This window comes from Microvirga alba (genome assembly GCF_015694465.1).
GTDB classification, from domain to species: domain Bacteria; phylum Pseudomonadota; class Alphaproteobacteria; order Rhizobiales; family Beijerinckiaceae; genus Microvirga; species Microvirga alba.
This window is the reverse complement of the sequence record NZ_JADQDO010000007.1, coordinates 140,938-167,748: the sequence shown is the minus strand read 5'-3', so window position 1 is coordinate 167,748 and position 26,811 is coordinate 140,938. Positions and strand designations below refer to the sequence as shown.

Below are 26,811 nucleotides of genomic sequence, written 5' to 3'. Positions count from 1 at the left end.
GGCCCGAGGGCTCGCCAAGCATCGTCACAAGGGAGACGACACGTCCATGTCGCAAGGCATTACCGTCCAACCGGGCCAGCTCATCGAGCGCATTCTGACCCTGGAACTCGTCCGCGTTACCGAGCGCGCCGCCGTCGCCTCCGCGCGGCTTCGCGGGCGCGGCAACGAGAAGGCCGCTGACCAAGCCGCCGTGGACGCCATGCGCCGCGAATTGAACAAGCTGCCCATCGACGGCACCGTGGTGATCGGCGAGGGCGAGCGCGACGAAGCGCCGATGCTTTTCATCGGCGAAAAGGTCGGCAACAAGAACGGCCCGAAGGTCGATATCGCGGTCGATCCGCTCGAAGGCACGACGCTCTGCGCGAAGGACATGCCGGGCTCGATCGCCGTCATGGCGATGGCGGAAGCCGGTACGCTGCTCGCAGCGCCCGACGTTTACATGCACAAGATCGCGGTCGGCCCCGGCTATTCGGCGGGCGTCGTCGATCTCGATGCCTCCCCGGAAGAGAACATTCACAGTCTCGCCAAGGCCAAGGGCGTGAAGCCGAATGAGCTGACCGCTCTCGTGCTCGACCGTCCGCGACATGCGGATCTCATCGCCGCGATCCGCAAGACGGGCGCTGGCATCCGCCTGATCTCCGACGGTGACGTCGCGGGCGTGATCTTCACCACAAAGCCGGAAGAAACCGGCATCGACATCTATCTCGGCATTGGCGCTGCCCCTGAGGGCGTGTTGGCGGCGGGCGCGCTGCGCTGCATCGGCGGCCAGATGCAGGCCCGCCTCATCCTCGACACGGACGAGAAGCGCGCGCGCGCGCTCCAGATGGGCGTGACCGATCCCAACCGGAAGTACGACATGACCGATCTCGCGCGCGGAGACGTGATCGTGGCCGCGACCGGCGTGACCGACGGCGCGCTTCTGAAGGGCGTCAGCTTCGGCAGGGACGTAATCACGACCGAGACGGTCGTCTATCGCTCTGCCACCGGCACCGTGCGCCGCATCTACGGAGAGCACCGCGAATTGTCGAAGTTCCACCTCGACTAGGATTCAAATCGGCTCCCGTCGAAGCGCGAGGGGAGCCGTTTGCAAAAGGCCGGAAAGGCCAAGTGTAACGAAAGGGGCGCATGATGTCGGACACCAGCAACAACGGTATCGTCATTCGCCCCTTCGGGCCCGGGGACCGTGAGGCCTGGGAGCCGTTGTGGCAGGGCTATCTGACCTTCTACAAGGCGACCTTAGCATCGGAAGTCACCGATAAGACCTGGGCGCGCCTGCTCGATCCCGCCGAGCCCATGCACGGCCTCGTCGCCCTGTTTGATGGCGAAGTCGTCGGGATCGTCCACTACATCTATCACCGCTCGACCTGGACCATCGGCGATTATTGCTATCTCCAGGATCTGTTTACCTCCGAGAAAGCGCGCAACCGCGGCGTCGGGCGCGCGCTCATCGAGGCTGTCGCGGAGAAGGCGAAGGCCGATGGGGCGAGCCGGGTCTACTGGCTGACCCATGAAACCAACACCTCCGCCCAGGCTCTTTATGACAAGGTCGCGTCGCGCAGCGGCTTCATTCAATATCGACGGGTGTTTTGAGCGCGTTTGGGGGTAACCTCTCAAGCGTGACCGAATCAGCTCCTCTTCCCTTGTTTCGCCCCTTCCTTAACGTCACCGAATCCGTCCTCGGCCGCACCTGGGTCGAGCGATGCGACGCGGCGCAAAGCACTCTCGCCGTGGCGATCGCCCAGACCCATGGCCTGCCGGATGTTCTGGCACGCGTCCTCGCGGGACGCGGGGTCGGGATCCATGATGCGGAACGCTTCCTCAATCCGCGCCTGCGCGACCTGATGCCGGACCCGAATGTCCTGACGGACATGGAAAGAGCTGTAGACCGTCTCGCCGACGCTGTTCTTCGCAGCGAGAAGGTCTCGATCTTCGGCGACTACGATGTGGACGGGGCCTGCAGCGCCGCTTTGCTCGCGGAATATTTGCGCGCCTGCGGCGTGCCATATCTCATTCACATTCCTGATCGGATCACCGAAGGCTATGGCCCTAATGTCGATGCGATTCGCGGCCTGAAAGAGCAGGGCGCCCAACTGCTCGTGACGGTCGATTGCGGCACCGCCAGCATCGCGCCCTTGGCCGAAGCGAAGCATCTTGGTCTCGATCCCGTGGTGCTCGATCACCACCAGGCTCCCGAGCAGCTTCCAGAGGCTGTCGCTATCGTCAATCCGAACCGGCAGGACGATCTGTCAGGGCTCGGCCATCTCTGCGCGGCGGGCGTGGTCTTTCTGACCCTGGTCGCTCTCAACCGCGCATTGCGTGCGCGCGGGTTCTTCAACAGCCGGCCTGAGCCGGACCTCATGGGAAGCCTCGATCTCGTGGCGCTTGCGACCGTGGCGGACGTGGTGCCGCTGATCGGGCTGAACCGCGCCTTCGTGCGGCAGGGGCTCACGATCATGCGTAGCCGCCGCCGCATCGGTCTGGCGGCGCTGCTCGACACCGCCGGCTTGGCGGGGGCGCCCGAGAGCTGGCACCTCGGCTATCTCGTCGGTCCGCGCATCAACGCGGGTGGACGCATCGGCGATGCGGCTTTGGGCTCGAAACTTCTCCTGACGGAGGATTCCATTCAGGCCGGGAAGCTGGCCGCCGAACTCGATCAACTGAATCGCGAGCGTCAGGCCATCGAGGTCGAGGCCGTGGCCGAGGCCGAGGCTCAGGCGCTTCTCGCGCTCGAACGTGCGCCGGAACTCCCCGTCGTGGTCACGGCCTCGACGGAATGGCATCCAGGCGTCGTGGGCCTGATCGCGGCCCGGACGAAGGAGCGATTCCGCCGCCCGGCCTTCGCTTTCACCGTGAATCAAGACGGCACGGCGACGGGCTCCGGCCGATCCGTGCCTGGTGTCGATCTCGGTTCGGTCGTTCGGGCCGCGGTCGATTCGGGCCTCGCAATCAAGGGCGGCGGGCACACCATGGCAGCCGGCATCACCATCAACGCGGCGGAAGTGGATCGATTCCTCGCTTTTGTGACGACCAAGCTCGCGGAGCCTGTGAGCAGCGCGCGAATCAATGATCATTTCTCCATCGACGCGGCCATGACCGCAGGTGGCGCGCAGCCGGGAATCGTCACGGTGCTGGACCGGGCAGGGCCGTTCGGCTCAGGGCAGCCGGAACCCGTTTTCGTGTTTCCCCATCACCGAATCGTCGAAGCGCGGGAAGTTGGCAGCGGGGGGCATGTTCGCGTGAAACTGCGCGGGGGCGACGGCTCATTCATTGGCGGAATCGCTTTCCGTGCGGCCGGGCAGCCTCTCGGAAACGCGCTTTCCGGGGCCATCGGCAGCCCGCTGCACGTGGCCGGAACCCTGTCGATCGACCGCTGGGGCGGAGGCGAAAAAGTGGGGTTGCGAATTATGGATGTCGCGAAGCCGGAATAACGCATCTAACGGCTTGCCGTCTTCTGAGAACCCATCTATATGTCCGCCCACTTCGGCGGCACTGCCCCGATTACGCGGCCTTCGTCTATCGGTTAGGACACCAGCCTTTCACGCTGGGAAGAGGGGTTCGATTCCCCTAGGCCGCGCCACTTCATCTCACCGTAAAAATTCAAGTGTTTTATTGACGCGACGGAGCTAGTTTGACTCTGTCGTTCGAATGCGTGCGTTCCTGATATTCTTCATTCTAACGCTGGATGCTCATGCCCCGTTACTTCTTCAATATCCGCGACGGACACGATCTCGATGAGGACGATGAGGGCGTCGAGCTGCCGGACTTCGAGGCCGCGCGCGCCGAGGCGTTGGCGACGGTCGAGGAGCTTCGTGAGGAGCTGGCCGATGCCGGAAATATCGAGCTGGAAATCACCGACGAAACGGGACGGCGGCTCCTGACTGTGCCGTTCTTCCGCGGAGGCCGTGGCGGACGCCGCTAAGCTGATTCTGATCCTGACAGCGAACACTGGCGAAGCCTGACATCACGCTCTCGCCGGCGTCGAGCGTGGCGTTCTCGCACAGGCTATGAGGACGCGCCATATCGAGATCGTTTGAGCGTTATCGTCTCGAACGAGAGGTGATGCGTCCCCCTGCATCCGTGCCACACAACAGCGTCGGTTCGGAGCCATTGCCGACGCCGCGCGTTATCCTGAAAGACGCATCGCACTCTCAAGCTGGGTTCGCGCCCTTTGCAGTTCGCGCGGGATTTGCCGCTCTGTTCACGACATCGCCAGAGCCGGCCGTTCGATGCGTCGACAACGTGGCATGGAGGTCTCGATGAAAACCCCCGATCACGACAATCTACCGTCGGAAGACGATGATGGCATCAGCCGGCGCGGTTTTCTGGAATGCATGACCTGGGCGGGCACTGGTGTTCTCTGGATGGTGAACGACGGTCTTCCACGTTCGCTCGGGCTTTCGAGCGCGCAGGCGGCAAGCGCAGTCAAAAGCAGCCCGCTGACGTTCCTGCAGATCAGCGACAGTCACATCGGGTTCGACAGACCTCCCAACACCGATGCTCTTGCGACCCTTCGCGAGGCGGTGGCGAAGCTCAAGACGCTTCCCGGAAAGCCGTCCTTCATGGTCCATACCGGCGACATCAGCCATCTCTCCCGAGAGAAGGAGTTCGACGACGCGGATCAGCTTATCAAGGAGGTCGGTCTGCCGGTCTTCTATGTCCCGGGCGAGCACGATGTTCTCGATGAAGGGGCGGGCAAGCTTTACCGCGAGCGTTACGGCAAAGGCTCCAAGGGAGCCGGCTGGTATAGCTTCGATCAGGACGGAGTCCATTTCATCGGGTTGGTGAATGTGGTCGATCTCAAGGCGGGAGGCCTCGGGAACCTCGGTGAGGATCAGCTCAAGTGGCTCGAGGGCGATGTGCGAGGGCTTTCAGCGAGCACGCCGATCGTCGTTTTCGCCCATATTCCGCTCTGGAGTGTGTATCCCGAATGGGGCTGGGGCACCGATGACGGCGCACGGGCGCTGTCGTATCTGAAGCGCTTCGGCTCGGTGACGGTGCTGAACGGGCACATTCACCAGATCATGCAGAAGGTCGAAGGCAACGTCGCCTTCCATACCGCGCGTTCGACAGCCTTCCCGCAACCAGCGCCGGGCACGGCTCCTGCGCCGGGGCCAATGCAGGTTCCTGCCGGCGAATTGCGCAAATGGCTTGGTGTGGCGACGGTTAATTACGTTCCCGGCAAAAAAAACCTCGCCATCCTCGACGCGCCGCTGATGGGATAGCAGTGTGACCAGCAGCAACCGGAGGCAATCATGGCGAAATTGTTGGTTGGCCGATTTCACAGATTAGAGCGCTTGGCTTGTCTCCTCGCGCCGTTGTTGGCCGTCGGGACGGTGTTCGCCGATGATCTCGTTGTTCAAGCGGCCGATTCCTCGGGTGAGGTGAAGATCGCGAATTTCACCTTCGCCCCTCAAACCCTCACCGTTTCACCTGGAACGACGGTCACCTGGACCAACACGGACGATATTCCGCACACCGTCACCGCCGAGGACCGCTCCTTCCGGTCGAAGGCGCTGGATACCGACGACCGGTTCAGCTTCACCTTTACGACGCCGGGGGAATACACCTACTTTTGCTCGCTTCATCCACGAATGGTGGGCAAAATCATCGTCAAGGCAGGCGACACGAAGCCCTGACGAGGTGGAAGACCGGAGGGCGCGCATCGGACGAAGATGACGCACCAATGCATCCGTCGCTTTCATCGGACGGCATTAGAAAGCCGCTGAGTTTGCCGCCAGATTGAAATTGGTTTCAATCTGGCGCGTATAATAAAGTATTATGCGCCATAAAAATTAGCACATAACTCGATCTGTGCGGACAATATTCAAAATTCTATTTCATTCTTGGCGAGAAAAAAATCATAACATTATTTAAGAGAGGCATTTTTGCTCGCGATACCACGTTTTGGCCGTTTTTAATCATGAAATACTAAGGCCACGCTTCAATACCAAGTGGGGGAAAGAACATGGATCTCGCAGCGCTGATCGAAAAGCTTTCAGCTGATCCCGTCGCTACATACAAGTCAACTTTGACGACATTTCATCTCGTTGGTCTCGTTCTTGGTCTTGGGGCCGCGACGTTGCTCGACCTGATCATCGTTCGATTTCTCATCAAGAACAAAGTCACGAACGAATATTGCCATGTGATCGAGTTTTCCTCGAAGGTCGTCACCATCGGCCTGACCATTCTGTGGCTGACAGGCCTTGGTTTTCTTATTCACTACGCGCTTTTCGATCCGATCAAGCTGACGAATGAAAAGGTGTGGGCGAAGATCGCGATTGTGGGTGTTCTGACGCTGAATGGCATGTTTATTCACCGCACCGTTCTGCCCTTCGTTCGCAGCCGCATCGGCAATGCCCTATTCGATGGGCTGCTTCCGCGACAACGGTCCGTGCTGTTTGCATCGGGAGCGATCTCGGCGACATCCTGGTATGTTCCGCTTGTCCTCGGCTCACTCCCGCAACTGAATTTCTCGCCGGCTCTGCCGATCCTGGTTGCTTATGGGCTGCTGTTGACGGTCGCTATCGCTGCGACGCATGGGCTCGCACGGGTGGTTCTGCCGCGGTTCTCGACGGTCACGATCCCGCTCGATGAATACGAGACGCTCGTGAACCAGGCCTCGACCGTTCCGATGCCGAGCTTCGTGACCTTTCCGCCGTTCGGTAACGACGGCACGCTTATCGCCGACTTTCGCAGGCGCGCGTGAGGCCTCGCTTCAGACAGGTCGGAATGCCCGGATGGCTTCCGCGCGAAGGGCATCGCCCTCGGCGAGATAGCGCGTGGAATGGTGAAACACCGTCATGCGCCTGACATGGGCGGCGTGGGCAAGCCGTCCGGCCTCTGACGCAGTCAAATGGTGCGCTTCCAGTGCAAGCGCCCTGTCCCGTTCCGGAAAGACGGCCTCGATGAAAAGGTGATCGACGTCGCGCGCCAGAGACAGGATCTTACGCTCGTTTTCCGGGCTGATGGCCGTGTCCGTCACATACGCCAGCGACTGGCCGGGGCCGACGAAGAAAAGCCGATCCTTGATCGCGCTCAGAGGCACTTTGCCGAGTTCGGGAATGTCGAGCTCTCCCGCTTCTATCCCTGCGCGGACCATCGCCTTGGCATCGTTGAGCCAGGGCCCAGTCGGCAGGCGGAGCCCCTTCAAGGCGTCGCGGCGGACGTTCACGCGGGTGGTTTCGCGCAAGCCGAAAGCAAGCGACGGAATGCCGTGATCGAGCGCGACCGCTTCGACATGAAAGTCGTTCTCTGCGAGGACGACGCCCACAGGCAGGTCAGGGCAGGGCACTTCCTGTCGCCGAAAGGCTTGACGGGCAGCGAAATGCGCGGCGCGAGCGATAAGAGGCTCGTGGAATTCGCTCACATGGAGCTGAAAATCGACCGAGGTTTCGTTGACGAGATTCCAGGTGAAGCCCTGAAGCTTGTGCTCGACCCTGTCGATGAAACCGGGCGGCCCGACAAGGTGAAGCGGGCCCGGTCGATGAAGACAAATTCTCAGGAGCCGGTCGAATCCGGCAAAATGATCGATATGCGTGTGGGAAACGAAAACGTGGCTGACGCGCATCAACTCCCGCGAGGACAGGGGAGCAAGATCGCCAAGATCGAAAAGAAAGGCGCGGTGGCCGTAACGAAAGTCAATGTAGAGCCCCGGATCGTCAAACGGGCCGTTGATCAGCCTCGGCTGGATCAGCCAGCTCATCCCGCCCGCAACGCCCGCCAGGCTTGCTCGAAAGCCTTCGCGTTCCTGCGGATGTCCTCGACCGACATGCCCGGCGTGAACAGCGCCGAGCCGAGCCCGAATCCATTCGCGCCCGCCTCGACGTAGGATTTCATGGTCTCAGGCTTGATGCCGCCGACGGGGAGCACGATCGCATCCTTCGGCAGCACCGCGCGCCACGCCTTCACAATGACCGGCGGAATGCCCTCTGCGGGGAAGATCTTGATCCCGTCGGCGCCCGCCTTCAGCGCAGCGAAGGCTTCGGTTGGCGTTGCAACGCCGGGGGTGCAGATGAGGCGAGCCTCTTTCGCGGTACGGATGACCTCGAGGTCGGCATGGGGCATGACGATGAGTTTTCCACCCACATCATGAACGCCGCTCACGTCCTCCAGTCTCAGGACCGTGCCGGCACCGACGAGCACATTCTTCGGCAGGGACCGGGCCAGGATTTCAATGCTGCGAAACGGATCGGGGGAATTGAGCGGGACTTCGATGACGCGAAATCCCGACTCCACGAGAGCATTGCCAACCGCTTCGGCATTGTCCGGGGTCAAACCCCGCAGGATCGCGATCAGAGGAAGATCGGCCAAGAAATCCTTTAGCACCGCATCAACCTCCGGCTCTCAAACTTGTTTCACGGATCCTTACTTGGCGGAGGTGCGCGATCCTTTCAACCTTTCCTGCGCCAGTTGCACAAGCTTTACGCGCTGGAGCTTGCCGCTCGTGGTCTTCTGCAGGGTGTGAGGAGCGACCTCGAAGACGTGGTCCACGGCGATGCTGAGCCTTTGGGTCAGCCGCTCGCGGATGGCCTGACGCATGGCCTCGACCACGTCCGACGTCTTCTGGGTGGTCTCGAAGACCACGATGAGGTTCTCCGTGCCCTTGCTCGGATCGGGAAGCCCGATCGCTCCGACCGCACCGGAGCGAACGCCCTGAACTTCGCCGACGACCTGCTCGATCTCATAAGGGGAGATATTCGCGCCCGCGCGGATGATGAGATCCTTGATACGGCCGGTGATGTAGAGTTGGCCTTCGTCGATATAGCCGAGATCGCCGGTCTCCAACCAGCCGTCGTGAACGTTGCTGGGCGTGGCCTCCTTGTAGTAGCGGCCGACGACGCTCGGACCCCACAGCAGGATCTGTCCCTGAATGCGATCGGGAAGGGTCTTGCCGTCGTTGTCGACGATCCGCGCATCGTGCCCCGGCAGGACCGGTCCGACGCAGGCGATCGGCAAGGCATCGGCATCGGACGCATCGACCGCAGAGGCAACGCCCTCAGTGATGAGGCGGCGTCGTGAGATCATGTCGAATTCCAGCATGTCCGAGGGACGGGTGGTCGATGCGGCGACTGTGCATTCCGCGAGACCGTAGGCGGAGACGAAGAACTCTCGCTTGAAGCCGTGCGGCTCGAAGCGGGTCGTGAACAGGTCGATCGTCCGCTTCTGGATGAACTCGGCCGCGTTGATGGCGCAGCGCCACCGGGAAAGATCGAGCCCGCGCGTGCGGTGTTCCGGCGCGTGCGACGCGACGAACTGATAGGCGAAGTTCGGGGCTGAAGAGACGGTTCCGCCGAAGGTGTGAATGGCCCAGAGCCAACGGACGGGATTCATTGTGAAGAGATTGGACGGCATCAGCACGACGGTCATGCCGGTTGCAAAGCCCGTCATCGTCAAGCCGACAAGTCCCATGTCGTGATAGAGCGGCAGCCAGCTTACGATCACATCCTCGTGCGTCCATTGCCGCGCTTGCGCAAGGCCGCGCACGTTGCTCAGCAAGGTGCGCTGATCGACCAGAAGCGCCTTCGGCTGCGAGGTTGTGCCGGAGGTGAATTGCAGGAAAGCGGGATCGGTTTCCGAGATTTCGCCGCTTGCCACGGCTCGCGCCTCGGGCAGCGCCTCGATGCTGATGGCGGGGCAGCCCGCGGCTGTGAGGACGTCGCAGCAATCCTCCCGAACCAGGACCAGCTTGGCGTTGGCATAGCGTGCCCTTTGCGCCAGCCGCTCGGCCCAATCGGTCGCATCGGCGCTCGCGGGCGGCGCTTCCACCACGCAGGGAACGAAGGAGCCAATGAGGCAGCCGAAGAGGGCCGTGAGAAGCGCGGCTGAGGTTTCGATGGCCAGGAGCACGAAGTCGCCGCGCCGCAATCCCTGCGCCGCCAGTCGCCCGGCAAGAGCCGTCGCTTCTTCCAGAAGTGCGCGGTTCGAGATCTCAGCGATGGTCGTGTTCGACTCGACGACGAAGAAGGCCGTCTTGTCCGGCGCGGCCAAGGCCCGAATGCGGAGGACCTCGACGACGCTTCTCTCCTCGCCGGAGAGGGGCACGCCGGCCATGTTCGACAGATCGATGGCGAGCGACTGCTGCCCCAGAGAGCAGGAATGGGTCTTGTACATGGTGATGTCTCGCGGATGGGCGGTCTAGACGTTTTGCTTTCGCAAAACCGGTGTCCACGTTTGCGGAAAAAAGGCTCTAGAAACGAAGCAGGGCGCCTTCCAGGGTCAGCCCTGGGCCGAAGGCCAGCATGATGCCGAGTTCGCCCGCCTGTGGCCTGTCGTGCTTGATGAGGTGATCGAGCACGAGGAGCACGGTGGCGGATGCGCAGTTGCCGTACTCGCTCAGGACATGCCACGTCGCTTCGAGTTGGCGGTCCGAAATGTTAAGCTTCTGCGCGACGAGATCGACGATCTTCGGGCCGCCGGGATGGATCGCCCAGTGTTTGATCTTGGCCGGATCGACGGATGCCGCTGCGCACAGGTCCTCGACGAACTCATTGATGAGGCTGGCGATGACGAAGGGCACATAGGGAGAGAGCGTCATCCGGATGCCGTCGTCCAGAATGGACAAGGTCATCATGTCCGACGTCTCGTAGGACTGGTGCGTGTGCGTGGCGAGGATTTGGGGGCCGTGGCCCGGCTCCCGCATGGCCATCGTGAACGCGCCGACCGCATCCCCGAACAGATTGTGGACGATTGCCTGTTCGCGGCTCGCTTCGGGCCGGAAATGCAGGCTGCTGAATTCGGCGCAGACACCGATGGTGTATTCATCCGGGCGCGTCACGACGGAATCGATGGCCGTCTTGATGACATTGAAGGCGGCAAAACACCCCATATGGCCGATGAAGGTGCGGCGGACATTGGGTTTGAAGCCGAACCGCTTGGCGAGGAAATAGTCCGGTGTCGGGCCGTAATAGCCCGAGCTGCTCGCCATCACGATGCTGCCGATATCCTTCGATCTGGTCGCGTCCAGAAGGTCTTCGACGGCTTCGCCTGCGACCTCCTCGACGATTCCGGCAAAGGCTTTCATGCGCTCGCCGATGCCACGGGTTTTATGTCCGACGTCGAGCGCCGGGTTCCAGGCCATGTGCCGTTTGCGCACTCGCGTGAGGGTTCCGATGTCGCGGGCATCCGGAATTTCCGCGTACCACTGGTCGAACACGTTGTCCCAAAGCGTTTCCTGGTCGAAGGCTTGCCTGGGAACCGCCGAAGAAAGGCCGACGAAGGTTGGAAGAGCAGAGTTGTTGCCGAGCATGGTTCTACTCCGCGGCCACTTGATGCAGGGCGCTCGCGACGTAGTCGGCAACGCTGCCGACCGTGTCCCGCGCCCCGGCGTAGTGAGCGATAAACCAATCCTCCAGCACGATGGCGGGGTAGTGGGTCTCGATCCCGGCGAAGAACTGCATCAACTGCATCGAGTCGAAGCCGAGATCTCGCGTGAGCGACATTCCCGGCTCAATATTCGGGGCCCCCTTATCGAGGATGGTTCTGCACAGGTCGGTGACCTGCGTCAGGACGTGAGACTGCGCACTCGAAGTCATGGTTGCCCCCTAGCTGTTTTACGTAACGTTATACATCAATTACGCTAGGTTAGATTGAAACGCTATATCTTTTGAGTTGAAAAAATATTACAATCCAACATTGCCATATCGCTATAATATAACAACAAACACATCGGTCCAAATATTCCTAAAAACAACCGTCGATAATTACTTTGCTGGCATCCTGATTGGTGGTTGATGGCAACATGGAATTGCGCCGCTTGGTGATGGTACGATAGAGACGCGCTCGACCGCGCGGCGATGGCGTCGATCGCGGAGAGCGCAATATGTTTCGAGAGACATCATGAAGCCGCCCACCAAGCCGCTCGGCCGTAGCGCAAAAGGCACCCTCGACCGGATCGACCTCGCAATCCTCGAGGCCCTTCGGCAGAGTGGTCGCATCACCTATCAGGCCTTGTCCGAACGTGTGGGGCTGTCGCCGCGTCCCTGCCTGGAGCGCGTGAAGCGCCTGGAGCAGAAAGGCATCATCCGCGGCTATACGGCTTTGGTGGAGCCTGCGGCCCTGGGGCACGACATCATCGCGCTCGCCGGGATCAGCATGCGCGATCCCTCCGTCAGCGCACGGCAACGGCTGGAGCGGGCGTTCTGCGCTCATCCGTCCGTGGTCGAGTTGCAGGTCGTCAACGGTGAATATGACTATATCGCCCGGATCGTTGCGCCGACGCTCGCCGCCTATGAAACCATGACCGAGGCGTTCCTCGCCGATCCCAGCTTCGGCATTGGCCGCATTCATACGACCTTCGTTCTGAAGACCCTCAAGGCCTTCGAGGGCTACCCGGTCCTGGACAGCGGGGATTGACCACCGCAAAGGCTCCCACGACAGAATTGGCTGTGATGATCTAGGATTTCAGCCTCATCGGGAACGGGGTGCGTTTAACCTTGTCCATGGAGGCACCCATGGATCACATCGCGCTCGAAAAATCGGTCACCGCTGCGAACTACGACCCCTTGCCCGTCGTGCTGCGGGAGGCAAAAGGGGTGTGGGCGAAAGACATCGAAGGGCGGCGCTATCTCGATATGATGAGCGCCTATTCGGCCGTCAGCCTCGGTCACGGGCATCCGCGCATTCTCAAGGCCATGATGGAGCAGGCATCGACCCTCGCCGTCACGAGCCGCGCTTACCATACCGAGGTGCTCGGTCCCTTTCTGGATCGTCTGGTGCGCGTGACCGGCCTCGACATGGCGTTGCCTATGAACACCGGCGCGGAGGCGGTCGAGACGGCGATCAAGGCCGCTCGGCGTTGGGGCTACCGCCTCAAGAACATTCCGAATAATCGCGCGGAAATCATTGTTGCGGAAAACAATTTCCACGGCCGAACCACCACGATCGTGGGTTTCTCCTCGGATGAATCCTATCGGGACGGTTTCGGTCCGTTCGCGGGCGGCTTCAAGCTCGTCCCGTTCGGCGACGCGCAAGCGGTCGCGGATGCGATCACCGAGAACACCTGCGCGGTTCTGATCGAGCCCATTCAGGGCGAAGCGGGCATCGTGGTCCCGCCCGACGGGTACTTGAGGGAGCTTCGGGCCCTTTGCGACCGGCACAACGTTCTTCTCATCCTCGATGAAGTTCAATCGGGACTTGGCCGGACAGGGCGCTGGTTCGCCCACCAGCATGAGAACATTCGCCCCGACGGTCTCATCCTCGGCAAGGCCCTCGGCGGTGGCGTCTATCCCGTTTCGGCCTTCGTCGGCACACGCGACTTGATGAAGGTCTTCGATCCCGGTTCCCACGGCTCCACCTTCGGCGGCAACGCTCTTGCCGCGCGGATCGGATTGGAAGCGCTCGCGGTGATCGAAGAGGAGCAACTCGTCGAGCGCAGCGCCGAAATGGGCGGTTATCTCATGGAGCGCCTGCGCTCCATGCGGAGCAACATCGTCAAGGAGGTGCGCGGCCGTGGTCTCTGGATCGGCGTGGAAGTCGATACCAACGTCGTCTCCGCTCGGGCGGTGTGCGACGCGTTGCTTGCGGACGGCGTGTTGTCGAAAGACACACACGGCACGGTCCTGCGCTTTGCGCCGCCGCTCACGATCACCCGCGATGAAATCGACTGGGGCATGGAACGCATCGAGCGGGTTTTCGCCCGCGCCATTCACTAAGTTAAGGACCGGGACATCATGGCTCAGAACCTGAAGCAGAAGACTGATCACCGCAGCCGCCGGGAGCGCCTGGAGGCCTATCAACCGCTGTCGGGCATGGTGGTGCCGCGCTTTGCCGGCATTTCGACCTTCATGCGTTTGCCGCACATTGCACCGACGCAGGCTCCGGGCGAGATCGACATCGCGCTTCTCGGCATTCCGTTCGACGGAGCGACGACGAACCGGCCCGGCACGCGCCTTGGCCCGCGCCAGGTGCGCGAGGCGTCCTCACTGATGCGCCTCGTCAATTACGGGACGCTGGTGGCGCCCTATGAATTGTGCGCCTGCGCGGATGTGGGCGATGTGGCGGTCAACCCGATCGACGTGCAGGACACCTTGCGCCGGATCGAGGCCGAGGTGGCCTATCTGCACAAGGGTGGCGTCACCCCTCTCTCCGTCGGCGGCGATCACATCATCTCCTATCCGATCCTGCGCGCCCTCGGCGCGGAACAGCCGCTCGGCCTGATCCATGTGGATGCCCACAGCGACACGGGGGATACCTATTTCGGCGGGCAGAAGCTGACCCACGGCACGCCGTTCCGCCGCGCCATCGAGGATGGCGTGCTCGATCCCAAGCGCATGGTGCAGATCGGAATCCGTGGCACGATGTATTCCACCGACGAGCGTGACTGGGCGCTCGATCAGGGCATCCGCATCATCGACATGGAAGAGGTCGCGGAAAAAGGCATTCCCTATGCCATCGCCGAAGCGCGCCGCGTCGTCGGCACGGGGCGGACCTATTTCACCTTCGACATCGATTCCATCGATCCCGCCTTCGCGCCGGGGACCGGCACGCCGGAAATCGGCGGGTTCACGAGCCGCGAGGCCCTTCAACTCGTGCGCGGCTTCCGGCGCCTGAACCTGATCGGCGCGGACATGGTGGAAGTCTCCCCGCCGCTCGATCAATCCGGCGGAACCGCGCTCGTGGGCGCGTCCATCGCCTTCGAGCTTCTTTGCCTTCTGGCGGAGGCGCGCTCGGAGCGCGAGGGGGCGGCCGGCGAAGGCCGCCTGAACGTGGTTGGTTCCTAGAGCTTGATCATGTTTCCGCTTGTTCTGATCATGCTCTATGGAGCTTTGCGCAGGCATTGCTGCGCCGTTCTTGAGATCTGCGTCTCGTCTTCGGAGCTGACCTCGTTTCTGAGGACCCGCTTCCATACGTCGCTTTCGCGAAGCGTCTGGACGATGCAGGAACAGGTGGCGCGGCAGAGCCCGGGCTGCCCGTTCTGGTCCGCGCAGCTTGCTTCGCATTCAGCGATGAAAGGCCGGGCCTCGGCCATGGGGCTCGGGCCGGTGATTTGCAGGACACCGTAGAGCAGGGCCAGCAGCACGATCTGGTGCAGCAGATAGATCGGCAGGCTCTTGCGGCCGGCCCAGATCAGGGATCGTGAAAGGGTGCTCCCGCCGCGCCATCGAGCGAGCGCCATCGTCTCGCGGCGCGGCAGCAGCGCCTTGGCGAGGGCGACTCCCAAGAGCACCAATCCGAACCAGGGAAAGATCGGAACATAATCGTTCGTCACGGGGGCGGACGATCCCAGGCCGAGCCAATCGAGCCAGGGCTGATCGAGGACGGGGCTTGTCAGGATCGAAGGCGCGGCGAGGCAGAATACGGAAACCGCTAGAGTGAGGGCAGGATGCAGCCGCAAGAACGGCAGAGCGAGAACGCTCGACACGGCGATGCAATGTAAAATGCCGAAAAAGATGTAGCTCTCGGGAAAGGCGAAGAACGTCACCAGCGTGATGAGGAGAGCCGCGCCGCCGACTTTCGCAAGTCGCCGCAGGAACGGTTTCCGCCGCAGGCCTTGGGCGTGGGCCAGGACCAGCCCGACGCCGGCCAGAAACAGAAACGACCCCGCGATGATGCGCGCGAACCAGCGCCAGGCAGGGATCTGGACGATATTCGTCCCGATCAGGTTGAGGAAGCTCAGGTCCCAACTGAAATGGTAGGTGATCATGGCGCAGATCGCGAGGCCGCGGGCCACATCGATGGCGTCCCAGCGTTGGGAGGCGGTGGCCTGAGCCTGAAGGGAATCTGCTTTCACCGGCGTTCGTCCCGTGCATGACAAGGGGGAGGGCGTTACGATCAGTCCTGCCGCTCCTATATTAGCTTCATGACCGATAGCCTTGCCGCGTCAATCGCCGATCTGCAGGAAATGATCGAGGAGGCCCGCCTCGTCGCCGGTTTCACCGGCGCCGGCATCTCGACCGAGAGCGGCGTGCCCGACTTTCGCTCTCCGGACAGCCCGTGGATGCGCAACAAGCCGATCCCCTTCGATGTGTTTCTCCAGGATGTCGAGGCGAGGCGGGAGGCTTGGCGGCGAAAATTCGTCATGGACGATCTTTATCAGGGCGCACGGCCGAGCCAGGGGCATCTTGCCATCGCCGCGCTTATCTCATCGGGCCGCATGCCCGCCGTGATCACGCAGAATATAGATGGGCTCCATCAGGCGTCCGGCCTCGCGGATCATCAGGTCATAGAATTACATGGCAACGGCACCTACGCGGCATGCCTCGACTGCCGAAGCCGTCACGACCTGCGTGAGGTCAGGGCCCAATTCGAGGCCAGCGGCAACCCGCCGACCTGCAAGGCCTGCGGCGGGGTCGTTAAATCCGCGACCATCTCCTTCGGCCAGTCGATGCCGCAGGAGCCGATGCGAAAGGCCCAGAAGCTCGCTTTGACCTGCGACCTCATTCTCGTGGTCGGATCATCCCTCGTCGTTTATCCGGCCGCCGGATTTCCCGCGCTCGCGAAGGAGAATGGGGCGAAGCTGGTGATCGTGAACCGGGAGCCGACACCCCTCGACGACATCGCCGATCTTGTCGTCCATGCGGAAATTGGCCAGGTTTTGCCGGGACTTATCTGAGGCGGGCGCTCCTACCCCCAAAAACATCGTCGCCCGAAGGCCGTTTCGGACTTCCCCTCAAACCGGACAATGTTATCCTATCGTTAAGAATCGGGTTCTTGTTTCGAGTCTGGGTTTTTTCATGGCTAGCGATTACGGCACCAACTCACTCAACCTTCGAGAGGAGGGCTCCTCTTTCGAAAAGGGGCGCCGTGAGGCTTCCCAGTCTGTCGCGGAAGAGAATGCCCTCGAACTCATTCAGGTTAGCGGCCGGATCAAATGGTTCGATGTCGCCAAGGGATTCGGCTTCATCGTACCCGACAACGGTATGCCGGACGTGCTGCTGCACGTCACCTGCCTCCGCCGGGACGGCTATCAGGCCGCCAATGAAGGGGCCCGGATCGTGGTCGAGGCTGTGAAACGCCCCCGGGGTTTCCAGGCATCCCGCGTGGTGTCGCTCGACGATTCGACGGCGCTTCACCCCTCCGAGCTTCCGCTGCCGCGCACCCATGTCCAGGTGGTGCCGACGAGCGGGCTGGAGCCGGCCATCGTGAAATGGTTCAATCGCCTGCGCGGCTTCGGCTTCCTCACGCAAGGAGAGGGAAAGCCGGACATTTTCGTGCACATGGAGACGCTGCGGCGCTACGGCATCGCGGAGCTGAAGCCCGGCGAGCAGGTCTTCGTCCGCTTCGGCGATGGCTCGAAGGGGCTCATGGCTGCCGAGGTTCGGTTGGCCGACATGAACCTCCCGCATTCGCACTGATGAGCCCGGTCGTGTCTCAGCGGCTCGCATCTGTCTTCGGCGTGATCGCCCTGTGCGTCATGACGGCTACGGCGGCCTATGCCCAAGCTCTTGAATCCCTGACAATTGTCCTCTCGGGCGGGCAGAAGCAGAGCTTCCAGGTCGAGGTCGCCCGAAACAACGCGGATCGCGCGCAAGGCCTGATGTACCGCCGATCGATGCCTGCCGATCGGGGCATGCTGTTCGATTTCGGCCGGGTCGAGCCGGTTTCCATGTGGATGCAGAACACCTACCTCCCACTGGACATGCTGTTTGTCCGCCCCGACGGGACCATCGCGCGGATAGCCGCCAACACGGAACCCCTGTCGACTCGCACGATTCCATCCGGCGAGCCGGTCCTGGCGGTTCTCGAACTCAATGCCGGAACGGCCTCGCGGCTCGGAATCAAGGCGGGCGACCGGATTGAACATCCCCTGTTCAAGCGTTGACGTTAGGAGCTTGCTGAAACCGGGGTGCTCGTGATAGCCAACAGCCCTTCGGTGACGAAGGCGGGGCGTAGCGCAGTCTGGTAGCGCATCTGGTTTGGGACCAGAGGGTCGCAGGTTCAAATCCTGCCGCCCCGACCATCTTCACCGATTGAACGTTTGAGAAAGTGCCGATCCGATGCCCGCACGGATTTACAAGCCCGCCAAATCCGCAATGCAGTCCGGCCTGGCCCGGACCAAGCAATGGCTCCTCGTTTTCGAGCTGGACAAGCCGCGCGAGATCGAGCCGCTCATGGGCTGGACGAGCTCCGCCGACACCCGCCAGCAGCTCCGGTTGTGGTTCGATACGAAGGAAGAGGCGGTTGCCTACGCCCAGCGTGAGGGCATCGCATACCGGGTCGAGGAACCGCAGGAGACCAAGCGGCGCCCCATGGCCTATTCCGACAATTTCAAATTCAATCGCGTTGGCCCCTGGACCCACTAACTCCCCGGGCCTAGACCGACGGCCCCGTAGCTCAGCTGGATAGAGCAACTGCCTTCTAAGCAGTAGGTCGCAGGTTCGAGCCCTGCCGGGGTCGCCATTCCGAAACCCTTTAAATTATTGGATTTGCAGGGTTTTTACAATCCACAGGTCCCGATTGAGCCTTCGGTTGAAGGAGTATCGACTACTGTGTCGAGGGACTTTGAGGGTTCAAACGGTACTTTGAGGGGGTTCACCCCTCAAAACATCCCTCAAAATTTGCTCCAGTCCTGTTCTCGTCGTTTGCTGGGTTCCCATAAAGCGAAAGCCCCGACCTGATGGCCGGGGCTTTGTTCAATATCTGCTGGGGCTGAAAGAGAGAATCTCGTCAACGGTCCCACTGCGCTCGCCGCGCGGCAATGCGTCGGTCGGCCTCGTTGAGTGCCGCAAACGCCTCTTCCTTCTCGATCTGGTCGTAAACCTCCGAAAGCATCTTTTCCGACCCGTGCCCCAGCAGGTGCTGCGCGGCTTTTCGGTCGCCAATCGCTCGGACGACCCGGCTGGCTGCCGTACGGCGAAGGTCGTGATTGCGCAGCCCAACGATGCCGGTCGCCTCCTTCACGTCATCGAACCACGAATCGAAACCCCAGTAGCTGACGGGATAGAGCTTGCCGGGCACATAGATTTCGCCGTTCGTCGGGTTGCGCCACGGCCTCGGGTTAGAGCCCCGGCCCTTGAACCGGAACATGAACACATACTTCGGGTCGCGTCCGATTTGTTCCCGCAGGATCGCTTCCATTTCATCCGTCATGATAATGGTGTGCTCGCGGCCACCCTTCTGGATGATGGTGATGGTCCGCGTGTCAAAATTGATTTGCCTCCAAGTGAACGCCTCAGTGAAGTTCGACAAGCGGAACCCGGCCTTGATGGCGAACTTGAACGCCGCGCCATAACCCTCCCGCAGGTGCTTCTCGATCCGCATCTCCTCCGTATGGGAGAGGGTCCGGCTCCGGGCCTCTGCTTCCCTACGTCGGTAGTCCTTCCACTTGATTGGTGGCATTCCGGGCACTTCGAGAGTGTCGCGAGCATAAAGGATAACCCGCTTCAGCACGTCAATCGACGTGCGGTTCACCGTCGATGGAGCCAGCTTGACAATGTGTCGAGGATCGTCCTTTCCGGGGACGAACGGGCGAAGCTTTTCTGTCTCGAAGTCGAACACTTGCGGTTGGCCAGGGACCATTTTGCGGGTCTTCTTATCGCGGCGGGGTTTCGACAGCTTAGGCATTGACGCGCGCTGATTCACCACCATCTCGACCGTCCTGTTGCGGATGTCAGTGACGAGAGTGTCGGCCCCGATCACGTCTGTCAGCCAAAACAGATACTTTTCATCATCCTGGGCGTTGGCAGCCTTCTCGCCTTGGTTCTTCCAGTAGGCGTCTACGGCCATCAGAAATGTCGGGATCACCGTGTTCCCGTTGCTGTCAATAATTCCCAGTGTCTGCCTCGCGCTGGCCAATATGAGCGCCTTTGCAGCGGCAGCCAACTTCTCTGTCTTGAGATTCTCGACGTACCTCTTGGCCTCTGCCTTCGATGCCTCGAACTCTCTACTCCCCGGCACGCCTCGTGCCTTGATCCCAGTGGAGCCCTTGTGGGGCTTCCCGTCCACCGTGAAATCATACCGGAATGTCTTGCCGCCTTTCGGCAGGATCACAGCCATGACTTCAATCCCCTTGAGCTTGTCCGGCCCGTCTTGCCGCATACCGTGCGGCAAAGCTGTCATCCAGACCGCCTGCTGCTCTCACCAAAGGGCCAAGAGGCTTAGCTTTAGTTGTCTTGGGAGGTCGGACCGACTTGGCCTTGACCGGCCTCGGATATTCTGTCGCCTCGGGTGGTGTTTGGGTGTTCTCGTTTTCGGCAAGGAAGGCGACAATAGCTGAATGGCGGATTCGCCAAATCGGCTTTTTGCTCGTGCCGATGTTCGAGGCTCGCAGTTTCTTCAGCCTGATCAGATCGTACACATGACCGATGTCGCATTCGAGAACGTCGGTGACTTCGTCGGGGCGGTAGACAGCCTCGCCGCTCAGCATGCCGAAGTTCGCGTACAGCGTCGGGTCGAACGAGTGGGATTGATAACTCATGAAATTCACTTGTGAGCGTACCGAGCCAACGCTCATTTGGTTAGAACATGCTCGATAATCGCTCTGCTGAAACTTGCTTTGTGAGTTGTGCGTACATTCGAGAACTTCTGGGCGGTGTTCCGACCCTCCCCAAAATGTACCGGGGAGGGCAGTGAAAAGTCGAAATTAAAGTGGGGTGCCCGCTGTGAGGCAGCCATCTCGCTGCGAAATCTGGTTTCAGAAGTGAACACTCTTGAGTGACTCCATCGCCGGGCCGAAACGGCGGATGAACTCGCGAATACCAGCGCAATCATTCGGCGCGGTGACATTCAAGAATGCAATGAAATCCGGGTCCACCATGTCTGCTTCCCCGTAGGCACGTGCCACCAGCAGCACTTCAACCATTGCGCAGGCGTCGCGGTATTTGCGGGCGTTATAGTAGGGCCTCAGAGCCTCTCGGAGCATTTCGCGGGTAGGGTCGTCTCCACGAGGATGGACCGGGTAACCAACCTTGCGGGCGGCAAAAAGTGAGTTTCCATTCGGCCCCCATGTAACGTCTGACCAAGCCAACTTGGCTGAGAAGAGGAAGCGTCCGGCATTCTTTCTGGTCGCGGGACTGGGTCGGTAGCGCACGCTCGGTGCGACAGCGGTTGCAATGTCGTTGTGCATGAAAATCTCTTGTAGGAATAATCCTGACATAACTCATAATTCCATGATGTCTTCGATGTAAAGAGAAATATAGATTTCGAAATTCCGGCGAATTGTCTCCAAAATTTCGGAACTGACGAAATAATGAAATTTGGTGAACGAAATTTCGACCTGGATATAAACGAACTCGACGCTATTAATACTACGGATCAATCACAAAAGCGGTTGACGACGTGTGTGCTCTGAACTAGAAGTTCGGCGCAATCGCTGGCCAGCACTGACTTTGCCCCCACGATGGCGGCTCTAACTACATCCGGGAGGTCAACTCCCGTCCTGCGGGATGCCCACGATGATGTCCCGGAGGTTTTTGCAGATTTCACCACGCCTTCGTCCCACGATGGACGAGGTTTCCCACGTCGAGCAGCGATGCTTGATGCGCTTGAGGGTGCTCTTGTGCCCTGATGCCGGGAAGTCGTGGGCGCTCACGCACTTCTATTTCCAACACGAGTGAATTGACGATGACCTACACATTGAAAACACGAACAACCGAGGACGACTGGAAGACCGTTGAAGCCGAGAACCCTCTCTCGAAGCGAATTGGAACCGCCCAGCGCCGCGTGCAGCAAGTGCTCGATGGATATGTCCGTGCCTGCTATCTGAGTGGCGGGGCCGGACTGGGTAAAACTCAGACAATCAATGCTGCCTGTGCTGGCAAGACCGTCATTCGTGCGATCCCGCGCGATTACCACGATCTTCTCTTCTGGTTCGAGCAATCCAGGGGAAAAATCCCGCTGATCTTCGAAGAGTGCGATCATCTCTTCAGATCAGAGCGGTGCCTGAACCTCCTGAAGATGGCCACGGACCCGAACGGTCCGAAGGTGATCCGTATCCGGGTGCCGCCGAAGAAAGGCGAGGTTTCGACCGACAAGACGATTCCTCTGACCGCTCCTCTTGTCTTTGCGCTGAACGGAGACCTTAACAATTACAGCCATTGGCCGAGTGCCTGCATCGCACACATTTTGGCATTGGCGAGTCGCGAGCACCCCATCACCATCGACGGAGATCGGGCAGAGCGGTGGGAGTACACCATCTCTCTCGCGGTCCTGCACAACCTGCTCAGAAAGACAGAGGATCGGAAAGCCTTCATCCCGCTGGCCGTGCAGAACGAAGCAATCGCATGGTTCACCGAGAACCTGTGGCGGCTGGACGAAGTGTCACCGCGTCGTCTGAAGAAAATCGCGCAGACGATGATGCTGCATCATTCGGCACGGTACCGATACGGGATGCAGGGGCTCCAAGACGATTTGGATCAGTTCCTTGTGTCCAGCACTTTGACCGGATTGATGCATCCTCCGGTGCCGACGATTTTCGTCACGCCATATGAAAGTTTCAAAGGCCAACCTGGGACTGAGCCCTCTCGGGAAACATCCATGAAAAGCGTGTCTCCAAAAGACACCAGTGAGACGACCCCGCAGAACCAACACTCTGACCAAACAGCCGAAGACCTTTCCGATTGGTCCAACGAGGACCTCGCCGATCTTGCTGACGAGGCTCTGACCGAACTCCTGCGGCGCAATCCAATCGCAAAGTTGCTTCGCTGGGAAGCCGACAAAGCGACGATCACGGTTCAGGCGGCACACGGGGGTGCAGACTTCAAAATGTTACAGCGAGGTCCAGACCCACAGGTCACAGCAGAGCAACGGGCTCTCAATGCGCTTTCACACGAGAATTGGTGAGTGCGCGACAGTGGCCAACCCCCGACGATGGCCAACCATAGATCGGTTCTCCAGTTGCCGAAACGTGACAAGCGGATATGGACCGGGCGAAAGTTGATTTGAGGATTGTAGAGATGACGACAACACCCGTGTGGGACGACCCCGATTTCGAGGAGCCCGATGTTGATCGCGGACTTCTGTATGCCCCCAGTCTGACGACGGCTCAGATCAAGCGGCTGCCACAGGTGCGAATTCAGAAGCTCACCGAGAAGGCCGAACACTGGAGCAAGGCCATGCTGGGCAATCAGTACCCTATTCGCTTGAGCGACGAACGGTGGGTTCTCCAGGGATACCAAGACTGAGGTCGCCTATCATCGCCAGACCGAAAGAAATCGACTTTCGGAACGTGCCTGTGAGATAAATACAGTCATACTCTTCAGGCTTAGCAATCGGGTGGCAGCCGCCCAAAAACAGTATCCGGGACTATACGAGGCATGGCCTAGCCATATACGCCGCAGACCGGACCGATGAGGTAGAAGGGACCGACGAGACGGACATCATCGCCCAAGTTGGTTGATGAGTAACGGCTGCTCGGCAATGGGCTGAAAAAGTCGCTTTGCAAGAAGGCACTACCAAGAATGGCGCGCGCCTTGAGCGATTCGGCGACGCGCTTACGGATATCCGGTCGCTTCATTGCCGAGATATCTGTGCTTCAATCTCCACCAGATTGATAACCGTCAGACCACATGGAACGACCCCAGGCACAAGGCGGGCGGATGAAAAAGGCGTTTAACGCACATCCAGTCCATCACCCCAAAGCCTGATCACTAGGTGCGTTCGCGTCAGAATACGGCTGCTACAGCAGGTCTCGGGTGACCACCTGCGCCGGGTAAAACCGGCTACGCGGCTTATGAAGTCGGATACCTCGGAGCATACCGATCACATTCTCTCCTCTTCTTCCCATCGATTTTCCTTCTCTGGGAAGGAGAGGGGAGAAATGAAGCGTGTCCTAGAGCATGGGCGAGAAAGCAACTTCCTAATGCAAATCCAGAAGGTATCGCCACCAAGCACTACGGGATTTCCAGGAAACCGCGAATGGCCGGAGTGCAGGTCTGGACTGAGCGTAGCGAGGGAAGACCCGCACGGATGCCGTGAAGCGGTGCAGGGTCACGGAGTGATCCCTGCCGCAATCAACTTCCTTATAGACGTGGCATTGCTTGCGCGTGCTTGGTCCCGAGAAACACGTTCGTGCAAAAATCGCCCAGATGGCACTTGGGGACCATGCGATTGTGCCGATCTCTCGGCGAAATACACACCAGGACGTGCTCGCCAAGAGTGATGCAGATATCCTGATGCTCAAGATGGCGCTCTAGAGACCGGTCCTGGCGCAGACCTCATTCATTATCGAGGAAGTGAGGTCCAGCGGAAACAGCGGGTCCTCACGGCCCGAAAGCAAGTTTCTCGCATCAAGTCCGACGATCCCTCTACACCCTACGCTCGAATTGCGCTTAGACATGCAGGTCAAAATTTCCAGTCCGTCGAAATACCCACGCAGGAACTAAACTGCTTTCCCCAAGCCAGGGCTTCTTCCTTTCCATGCGGTCGGTGCGGGCTCGTCTCGCTGTATGCGAGCCACGCAATCATCAATGCAAACGATGCTTCGGGATTCTCGCAGAGCACCTCAATAGTGAAAGTTGGAAGAATGAAGACAGGCTCAATGCCGACGATCTCCGCTGGCGCGTGCTCCTGGATCATATCCTGAAGGTCCTCCCATTCTGCCTTGTGAGCGTATAGGTGGGCGATGCAGCCCGGTCTCTCACGTTTGGCAGGGTGAACGGCTTCAAGATCGCTGTAGTGCATTGGAACCCTCGGGGCTGGTGTTCACGCTTATTTAGCCTTGAGGTCTCGGGCGCTGGCAGAGCAGGAAAACTGAGTTTAAGCGGCTCTCGCAGGTGAACAGGCGAGTTGCCCGAGTAGCGGGATACGCACTGGAAAAGCCTTCGGCCCGTCACCGCCAACCATCAGCCGAACTCAGGCGTGGAGCCGGAGTGGGCGGGAAAGTTAGTTTGCGAAAGGTGACGGGAGACTGGGAGCGCCTATAGACGAGCACTGGGCGTCTCATCCCACGTCCTGCCATCAAGATTACGCCCAGTCCGACTCTTTACGGGTCCACCCCACTGCTTGAAGTGGAACGCTACTCCAGCCTCGACGCATATATCACGTATGGCCCGTACCCATTCCACATCAACGGGCCTCGCACCGGGACCGCTCTCTCCACCAACGATCACCCAGTCGATTCCTTTCAAGTCGAGGCCGGGCACCAATGGTCCGAGCAGCGGCTCCAGAGACAGGAACTTCACTTTGGCCCCCGTCTCTCTGAGCCGATCAATGCGCCAAAGATGGTCAGAGTTCTCAACGCTCACTCCCATCCAGGTATTGCTGGGCCACGTCAGGGACGGCGAGAGTTCCAGCAGTCGATCCGCTCGCTTTGTTAGCACCTGGAAGGTATGGCGTGGGGTGGCTGCCATAACTCCGAAAACGTCCTTGATGAAGGTGAGTGGCACATCCTCGTGAAATAGGTCAGACATGCTATTCACGAAAACCCGGCGTCCCTTTCGCCACTTCAGCGGGACTTCAAGGGCTCCATAATCGAGCACCACCTTGCCAGTCCACTTGTAACGACCACCAGTCTTTCGGGTGGTACCCGAGTATTTCTCTAGCCCGAACGCCTCCAGGCGCGCAGCCATCCTCATAGCATAGCAGTTTGTGCAGCCGGGCGAGACAATGGTGCAACCAGCAACTGGGTTCCATGTTGCGTCGGTCCATTCGATAGAGGAGGAACTGCCCACTTCAACTCCTCCTCGGGAGCGTGACCCGGACGTTGTCGCCGAACGTCGGCTGCCCGGCTCTCGGTTTACGTTTGGCTGCTGGTGGGTCGGCGACAATCCGCCCTGCCGCCTCCATCTCCCCGAGAACTCGTTTATAGTTTTTGATGACGAATGGACGATTTACATGATGCTCTTCATACACAGCCTTCATCGTCATCGTCCGGCCAGCGAAGCGGATTGCCAGATCGTCGGCGAGCCCTGCGAGGGGTTGACTGAGTGAGAATAGGAGTGGGCATCTGGCGTCGGCAGGGGAGTACGCGAATGAGGGCACACCCTGGTCTTCGGTAGAACTCTCCCGTGCCATGATGTCCTTCATGATTTCGTATCCCCGGATGTTCTTGGACACGAAGATAAGGGCATGGGAGGTGCGGCTGCCATCTTCTCTCCTGAAGCGGAAAGGTAATACGAACTTAGCTCCCAAGTCCTTGAGCGCGGCTGCAAGCTCCTCCAGGATGAAGGGCTCTCGTTCGCCAGATGACATCTCGGCCATGGTCGCTCGCATAGCCTGAACACGCTCTTGTCCGAAGAGTGCGTCCATATGATGCCGAACGGCATCGTTGTTTAGCCCTGCGTTGATGCGGGAGTAGTTGAAAAAGAAGACACAGTCGCAGCCCCAGTCCTTGATGATCGCCTGGATGAAGCCACGAGAGAGCCCCTTGTATCCGAACGGATCGACGAAGGAGAACGTCGGACACAGGTTCACACGCCTGAACATCGACTCCGCATCTGCATCAACCTCACCGCAGTAAACCTGTGGCGGGTGTTTCAACTGCGAGACGCCCGGCAATGCCGAAATAGCTGAATTAAGCGAGTTCACATTGTCTGGGTCCTTGTCATTGAACATCGTAACTAGGACATCCGACAGCTTTGGGTTGGCCAGCGCTTGTTCAAGTACCATGATTGGTGTGGACTTGGAGCCATCCTCGTACCGTCCCGGTCCAGCGAAGAGGTCGATATAGGCAAGACGCTCGATGCCCCCGTATGCCCGCTTCACGCTGAGCATCACATTTGACCACGCAGCGAAGTACTTAGCCACGATGCTGGCCTTCACCTCCGACTGCTCACGCTGTTCCTCGAAAAATCCGTTCCGTTCCGCCATCATCGACTCCCTACACTCTGGGAAGATAGAGGGCGTCTGATGCGAACAAAAGTGGAACGCGGGGGTGAGGGCAACTCTACCCACAACCTTTGCGAGGATGGGAAGCTTCGGCGCTCAGGCCACTCCTAT

Annotated in this window: 28 protein-coding genes and 3 tRNA genes; 19 read left to right on the top strand and 12 right to left on the bottom strand. The window is 60.1% G+C overall.

Going from position 1 to position 26,811, the window contains the following annotated elements; translation table 11 throughout:
* Positions 1 to 46: 46 nt before the first annotated feature.
* The 8 genes from glpX (at position 47) to I2H38_RS14795 (ending at position 6,706) form a co-directional block, all read left to right on the top strand.
* Complete coding sequence (gene glpX / locus I2H38_RS14830) at positions 47 to 1,045, top strand: class II fructose-bisphosphatase (protein ID WP_196272633.1); 999 nt, start codon at positions 47 to 49, stop codon at positions 1,043 to 1,045.
* Between the two features lie 80 nt (positions 1,046 to 1,125).
* On the top strand, positions 1,126 to 1,590 hold the full coding sequence (locus I2H38_RS14825; protein WP_229426719.1) for a GNAT family N-acetyltransferase: 465 nt from the start codon (positions 1,126 to 1,128) through the stop codon (positions 1,588 to 1,590).
* Positions 1,591 to 1,616: 26 nt separating this feature from the next.
* Positions 1,617 to 3,428, top strand: a complete 1,812-nt coding sequence (gene recJ, locus I2H38_RS14820; protein WP_196272632.1) for a single-stranded-DNA-specific exonuclease RecJ — start codon at positions 1,617 to 1,619, stop codon at positions 3,426 to 3,428.
* A 74-nt stretch (positions 3,429 to 3,502) separates the two neighbouring features.
* Positions 3,503 to 3,577, top strand: a tRNA-Glu gene (locus tag I2H38_RS14815).
* A 111-nt stretch (positions 3,578 to 3,688) separates the two neighbouring features.
* The gene (locus tag I2H38_RS14810) at positions 3,689 to 3,919 is read left to right on the top strand and encodes a DUF6894 family protein (RefSeq protein WP_196272631.1); all 231 of its coding nucleotides are present in this window, start codon (positions 3,689 to 3,691) and stop codon (positions 3,917 to 3,919) included.
* A gap of 337 nt (positions 3,920 to 4,256) precedes the next feature.
* Positions 4,257 to 5,222, top strand: a complete 966-nt coding sequence (locus I2H38_RS14805; RefSeq protein WP_196272630.1) for a metallophosphoesterase family protein — start codon at positions 4,257 to 4,259, stop codon at positions 5,220 to 5,222.
* 30 nt (positions 5,223 to 5,252) lie between these two features.
* On the top strand, positions 5,253 to 5,636 hold the full coding sequence (locus I2H38_RS14800) for a cupredoxin domain-containing protein (protein WP_196272629.1): 384 nt from the start codon (positions 5,253 to 5,255) through the stop codon (positions 5,634 to 5,636).
* Between the two features lie 329 nt (positions 5,637 to 5,965).
* Positions 5,966 to 6,706, top strand: a complete 741-nt coding sequence (locus I2H38_RS14795; RefSeq protein ID WP_196272628.1) for a hypothetical protein — start codon at positions 5,966 to 5,968, stop codon at positions 6,704 to 6,706.
* 9 nt (positions 6,707 to 6,715) lie between these two features.
* Here I2H38_RS14795 and I2H38_RS14790 read toward each other — a convergent pair whose 3' ends face one another.
* The 5 genes from I2H38_RS14790 to I2H38_RS14770 all read right to left on the bottom strand — a co-directional run bounded on the left by I2H38_RS14790 (position 6,716) and on the right by I2H38_RS14770 (position 11,531).
* Positions 6,716 to 7,702 (bottom strand): ribonuclease Z, encoded by a 987-nt coding sequence (locus I2H38_RS14790; RefSeq protein ID WP_196272627.1) that lies wholly within the window; start codon positions 7,700 to 7,702, stop codon positions 6,716 to 6,718.
* Positions 7,699 to 8,310 (bottom strand): 2-dehydro-3-deoxy-6-phosphogalactonate aldolase, encoded by a 612-nt coding sequence (locus tag I2H38_RS14785; protein ID WP_210324819.1) that lies wholly within the window; start codon positions 8,308 to 8,310, stop codon positions 7,699 to 7,701. Before I2H38_RS14785 ends, I2H38_RS14790 begins: the two co-directional genes overlap by 4 nt.
* A 54-nt stretch (positions 8,311 to 8,364) precedes the next feature.
* Positions 8,365 to 10,110: an AMP-binding protein gene (locus I2H38_RS14780; RefSeq protein ID WP_196272625.1), complete on the bottom strand. Its 1,746-nt coding sequence runs from the start codon at positions 10,108 to 10,110 to the stop codon at positions 8,365 to 8,367.
* 76 nt (positions 10,111 to 10,186) lie between these two features.
* Positions 10,187 to 11,245 carry a type III polyketide synthase gene (locus I2H38_RS14775; protein WP_196272624.1) on the bottom strand — a complete coding sequence of 353 codons (1,059 nt, stop codon included), beginning with the start codon at positions 11,243 to 11,245 and terminating at the stop codon, positions 10,187 to 10,189.
* 4 nt (positions 11,246 to 11,249) lie between these two features.
* Positions 11,250 to 11,531: an acyl carrier protein gene (locus I2H38_RS14770; RefSeq protein WP_196272623.1), complete on the bottom strand. Its 282-nt coding sequence runs from the start codon at positions 11,529 to 11,531 to the stop codon at positions 11,250 to 11,252.
* Between the two features lie 304 nt (positions 11,532 to 11,835).
* Here I2H38_RS14770 and I2H38_RS14765 point away from each other — a divergent pair, with 304 nt between their 5' ends.
* From I2H38_RS14765 to speB, 3 genes are all read left to right on the top strand, one after another.
* Entirely contained in the window at positions 11,836 to 12,351 is a 516-nt protein-coding gene (locus I2H38_RS14765) for an Lrp/AsnC family transcriptional regulator (protein WP_196272622.1), read from the top strand.
* Positions 12,352 to 12,449: 98 nt separating this feature from the next.
* The gene (gene rocD, locus I2H38_RS14760) at positions 12,450 to 13,649 is read left to right on the top strand and encodes an ornithine--oxo-acid transaminase (protein WP_196272621.1); all 1,200 of its coding nucleotides are present in this window, start codon (positions 12,450 to 12,452) and stop codon (positions 13,647 to 13,649) included.
* An 18-nt stretch (positions 13,650 to 13,667) separates the two neighbouring features.
* Positions 13,668 to 14,717 (top strand): agmatinase, encoded by a 1,050-nt coding sequence (gene speB, locus I2H38_RS14755; protein WP_196272620.1) that lies wholly within the window; start codon positions 13,668 to 13,670, stop codon positions 14,715 to 14,717.
* A 35-nt stretch (positions 14,718 to 14,752) separates the two neighbouring features.
* Here the strand turns inward: speB and I2H38_RS14750 are convergent, their stop codons facing one another.
* The gene (locus I2H38_RS14750; protein ID WP_196272619.1) at positions 14,753 to 15,727 is read right to left on the bottom strand and encodes a DUF1624 domain-containing protein; all 975 of its coding nucleotides are present in this window, start codon (positions 15,725 to 15,727) and stop codon (positions 14,753 to 14,755) included.
* Positions 15,728 to 15,796: 69 nt separating this feature from the next.
* Between I2H38_RS14750 and I2H38_RS14745 the strand changes: the two genes are divergently transcribed.
* The 6 genes from I2H38_RS14745 (at position 15,797) to I2H38_RS14720 (ending at position 18,336) form a co-directional block, all read left to right on the top strand.
* Positions 15,797 to 16,549: an SIR2 family NAD-dependent protein deacylase gene (locus tag I2H38_RS14745; protein WP_229426718.1), complete on the top strand. Its 753-nt coding sequence runs from the start codon at positions 15,797 to 15,799 to the stop codon at positions 16,547 to 16,549.
* A 121-nt stretch (positions 16,550 to 16,670) separates the two neighbouring features.
* Positions 16,671 to 17,291: a cold-shock protein gene (locus I2H38_RS14740; protein ID WP_196272618.1), complete on the top strand. Its 621-nt coding sequence runs from the start codon at positions 16,671 to 16,673 to the stop codon at positions 17,289 to 17,291.
* A gap of 59 nt (positions 17,292 to 17,350) precedes the next feature.
* On the top strand, positions 17,351 to 17,758 hold the full coding sequence (locus I2H38_RS14735) for a DUF192 domain-containing protein (protein ID WP_229426729.1): 408 nt from the start codon (positions 17,351 to 17,353) through the stop codon (positions 17,756 to 17,758).
* A gap of 61 nt (positions 17,759 to 17,819) precedes the next feature.
* A tRNA-Pro gene (locus tag I2H38_RS14730) sits at positions 17,820 to 17,896 on the top strand.
* A 37-nt stretch (positions 17,897 to 17,933) separates the two neighbouring features.
* Positions 17,934 to 18,239, top strand: coding sequence for an ETC complex I subunit (locus I2H38_RS14725; RefSeq protein WP_196272616.1), 306 nt, complete (start codon positions 17,934 to 17,936; stop codon positions 18,237 to 18,239).
* Positions 18,240 to 18,259: 20 nt separating this feature from the next.
* A tRNA-Arg gene (locus I2H38_RS14720) sits at positions 18,260 to 18,336 on the top strand.
* Positions 18,337 to 18,603: 267 nt separating this feature from the next.
* Here I2H38_RS14720 and I2H38_RS14715 read toward each other — a convergent pair.
* The 3 genes from I2H38_RS14715 to I2H38_RS14705 all read right to left on the bottom strand — a co-directional run bounded on the left by I2H38_RS14715 (position 18,604) and on the right by I2H38_RS14705 (position 21,001).
* Positions 18,604 to 19,995 carry a tyrosine-type recombinase/integrase gene (locus I2H38_RS14715; protein ID WP_196272615.1) on the bottom strand — a complete coding sequence of 464 codons (1,392 nt, stop codon included), beginning with the start codon at positions 19,993 to 19,995 and terminating at the stop codon, positions 18,604 to 18,606.
* A complete protein-coding gene (locus tag I2H38_RS14710; protein ID WP_196272614.1) occupies positions 19,937 to 20,353 on the bottom strand; it encodes a helix-turn-helix domain-containing protein in 417 nt (138 codons plus the stop codon). Before I2H38_RS14710 ends, I2H38_RS14715 begins: the two co-directional genes overlap by 59 nt.
* Before the next feature lie 216 nt (positions 20,354 to 20,569).
* The gene (locus tag I2H38_RS14705; RefSeq protein ID WP_196272613.1) at positions 20,570 to 21,001 is read right to left on the bottom strand and encodes a hypothetical protein; all 432 of its coding nucleotides are present in this window, start codon (positions 20,999 to 21,001) and stop codon (positions 20,570 to 20,572) included.
* A 497-nt stretch (positions 21,002 to 21,498) separates the two neighbouring features.
* Between I2H38_RS14705 and I2H38_RS14700 the strand changes: the two genes are divergently transcribed.
* Both I2H38_RS14700 and I2H38_RS14695 read left to right on the top strand, forming a co-directional pair.
* A complete protein-coding gene (locus I2H38_RS14700) occupies positions 21,499 to 22,716 on the top strand; it encodes a hypothetical protein (protein WP_196272612.1) in 1,218 nt (405 codons plus the stop codon).
* Positions 22,717 to 22,829: 113 nt separating this feature from the next.
* Positions 22,830 to 23,057, top strand: a complete 228-nt coding sequence (locus tag I2H38_RS14695) for a hypothetical protein (protein ID WP_196272611.1) — start codon at positions 22,830 to 22,832, stop codon at positions 23,055 to 23,057.
* Between the two features lie 1,159 nt (positions 23,058 to 24,216).
* Here the strand turns inward: I2H38_RS14695 and I2H38_RS14690 are convergent.
* The 3 genes from I2H38_RS14690 to I2H38_RS14680 all read right to left on the bottom strand — a co-directional run bounded on the left by I2H38_RS14690 (position 24,217) and on the right by I2H38_RS14680 (position 26,682).
* Positions 24,217 to 24,555 carry a hypothetical protein gene (locus I2H38_RS14690; protein WP_196272610.1) on the bottom strand — a complete coding sequence of 113 codons (339 nt, stop codon included), beginning with the start codon at positions 24,553 to 24,555 and terminating at the stop codon, positions 24,217 to 24,219.
* Between the two features lie 236 nt (positions 24,556 to 24,791).
* Positions 24,792 to 25,544 (bottom strand): DUF5131 family protein, encoded by a 753-nt coding sequence (locus I2H38_RS14685; protein ID WP_196272609.1) that lies wholly within the window; start codon positions 25,542 to 25,544, stop codon positions 24,792 to 24,794.
* 1 nt (position 25,545) lies between these two features.
* Positions 25,546 to 26,682, bottom strand: coding sequence for a three-Cys-motif partner protein TcmP (locus I2H38_RS14680; protein WP_196272700.1), 1,137 nt, complete (start codon positions 26,680 to 26,682; stop codon positions 25,546 to 25,548).
* Positions 26,683 to 26,811: the final 129 nt, after the last annotated feature.

Excerpts from the sequence above, each read along its gene's own strand:
- I2H38_RS14690 (WP_196272610.1), bottom strand. The coding sequence starts at position 24,555 with ATGCACTACAGCGATCTTGAAGCCGTTCACCCTGCCAAACGTGAGAGA.
- I2H38_RS14735 (WP_229426729.1), top strand. The coding sequence starts at position 17,351 with ATGACGGCTACGGCGGCCTATGCCCAAGCTCTTGAATCCCTGACAATT.
- I2H38_RS14745 (WP_229426718.1), top strand. The coding sequence starts at position 15,797 with ATGACCGATAGCCTTGCCGCGTCAATCGCCGATCTGCAGGAAATGATC.
- I2H38_RS14780 (WP_196272625.1), bottom strand. The coding sequence starts at position 10,110 with ATGTACAAGACCCATTCCTGCTCTCTGGGGCAGCAGTCGCTCGCCATC.
- speB (WP_196272620.1), top strand. The coding sequence starts at position 13,668 with ATGGCTCAGAACCTGAAGCAGAAGACTGATCACCGCAGCCGCCGGGAG.
- I2H38_RS14790 (WP_196272627.1), bottom strand. The coding sequence starts at position 7,702 with ATGAGCTGGCTGATCCAGCCGAGGCTGATCAACGGCCCGTTTGACGAT.
- I2H38_RS14775 (WP_196272624.1), bottom strand. The coding sequence starts at position 11,245 with ATGCTCGGCAACAACTCTGCTCTTCCAACCTTCGTCGGCCTTTCTTCG.
- I2H38_RS14705 (WP_196272613.1), bottom strand. The coding sequence starts at position 21,001 with ATGCACAACGACATTGCAACCGCTGTCGCACCGAGCGTGCGCTACCGA.
- I2H38_RS14680 (WP_196272700.1), bottom strand. The coding sequence starts at position 26,682 with ATGGCGGAACGGAACGGATTTTTCGAGGAACAGCGTGAGCAGTCGGAG.
- rocD (WP_196272621.1), top strand. The coding sequence starts at position 12,450 with ATGGATCACATCGCGCTCGAAAAATCGGTCACCGCTGCGAACTACGAC.
- I2H38_RS14725 (WP_196272616.1), top strand. The coding sequence starts at position 17,934 with ATGCCCGCACGGATTTACAAGCCCGCCAAATCCGCAATGCAGTCCGGC.
- I2H38_RS14765 (WP_196272622.1), top strand. The coding sequence starts at position 11,836 with ATGAAGCCGCCCACCAAGCCGCTCGGCCGTAGCGCAAAAGGCACCCTC.
- I2H38_RS14805 (WP_196272630.1), top strand. The coding sequence starts at position 4,257 with ATGAAAACCCCCGATCACGACAATCTACCGTCGGAAGACGATGATGGC.
- I2H38_RS14810 (WP_196272631.1), top strand. The coding sequence starts at position 3,689 with ATGCCCCGTTACTTCTTCAATATCCGCGACGGACACGATCTCGATGAG.
- I2H38_RS14800 (WP_196272629.1), top strand. The coding sequence starts at position 5,253 with ATGGCGAAATTGTTGGTTGGCCGATTTCACAGATTAGAGCGCTTGGCT.
- I2H38_RS14700 (WP_196272612.1), top strand. The coding sequence starts at position 21,499 with ATGACCTACACATTGAAAACACGAACAACCGAGGACGACTGGAAGACC.
- I2H38_RS14795 (WP_196272628.1), top strand. The coding sequence starts at position 5,966 with ATGGATCTCGCAGCGCTGATCGAAAAGCTTTCAGCTGATCCCGTCGCT.
- glpX (WP_196272633.1), top strand. The coding sequence starts at position 47 with ATGTCGCAAGGCATTACCGTCCAACCGGGCCAGCTCATCGAGCGCATT.
- I2H38_RS14710 (WP_196272614.1), bottom strand. The coding sequence starts at position 20,353 with ATGAGTTATCAATCCCACTCGTTCGACCCGACGCTGTACGCGAACTTC.
- I2H38_RS14740 (WP_196272618.1), top strand. The coding sequence starts at position 16,671 with ATGGCTAGCGATTACGGCACCAACTCACTCAACCTTCGAGAGGAGGGC.
- I2H38_RS14695 (WP_196272611.1), top strand. The coding sequence starts at position 22,830 with ATGACGACAACACCCGTGTGGGACGACCCCGATTTCGAGGAGCCCGAT.
- I2H38_RS14825 (WP_229426719.1), top strand. The coding sequence starts at position 1,126 with ATGATGTCGGACACCAGCAACAACGGTATCGTCATTCGCCCCTTCGGG.
- I2H38_RS14715 (WP_196272615.1), bottom strand. The coding sequence starts at position 19,995 with ATGACAGCTTTGCCGCACGGTATGCGGCAAGACGGGCCGGACAAGCTC.
- I2H38_RS14770 (WP_196272623.1), bottom strand. The coding sequence starts at position 11,531 with ATGACTTCGAGTGCGCAGTCTCACGTCCTGACGCAGGTCACCGACCTG.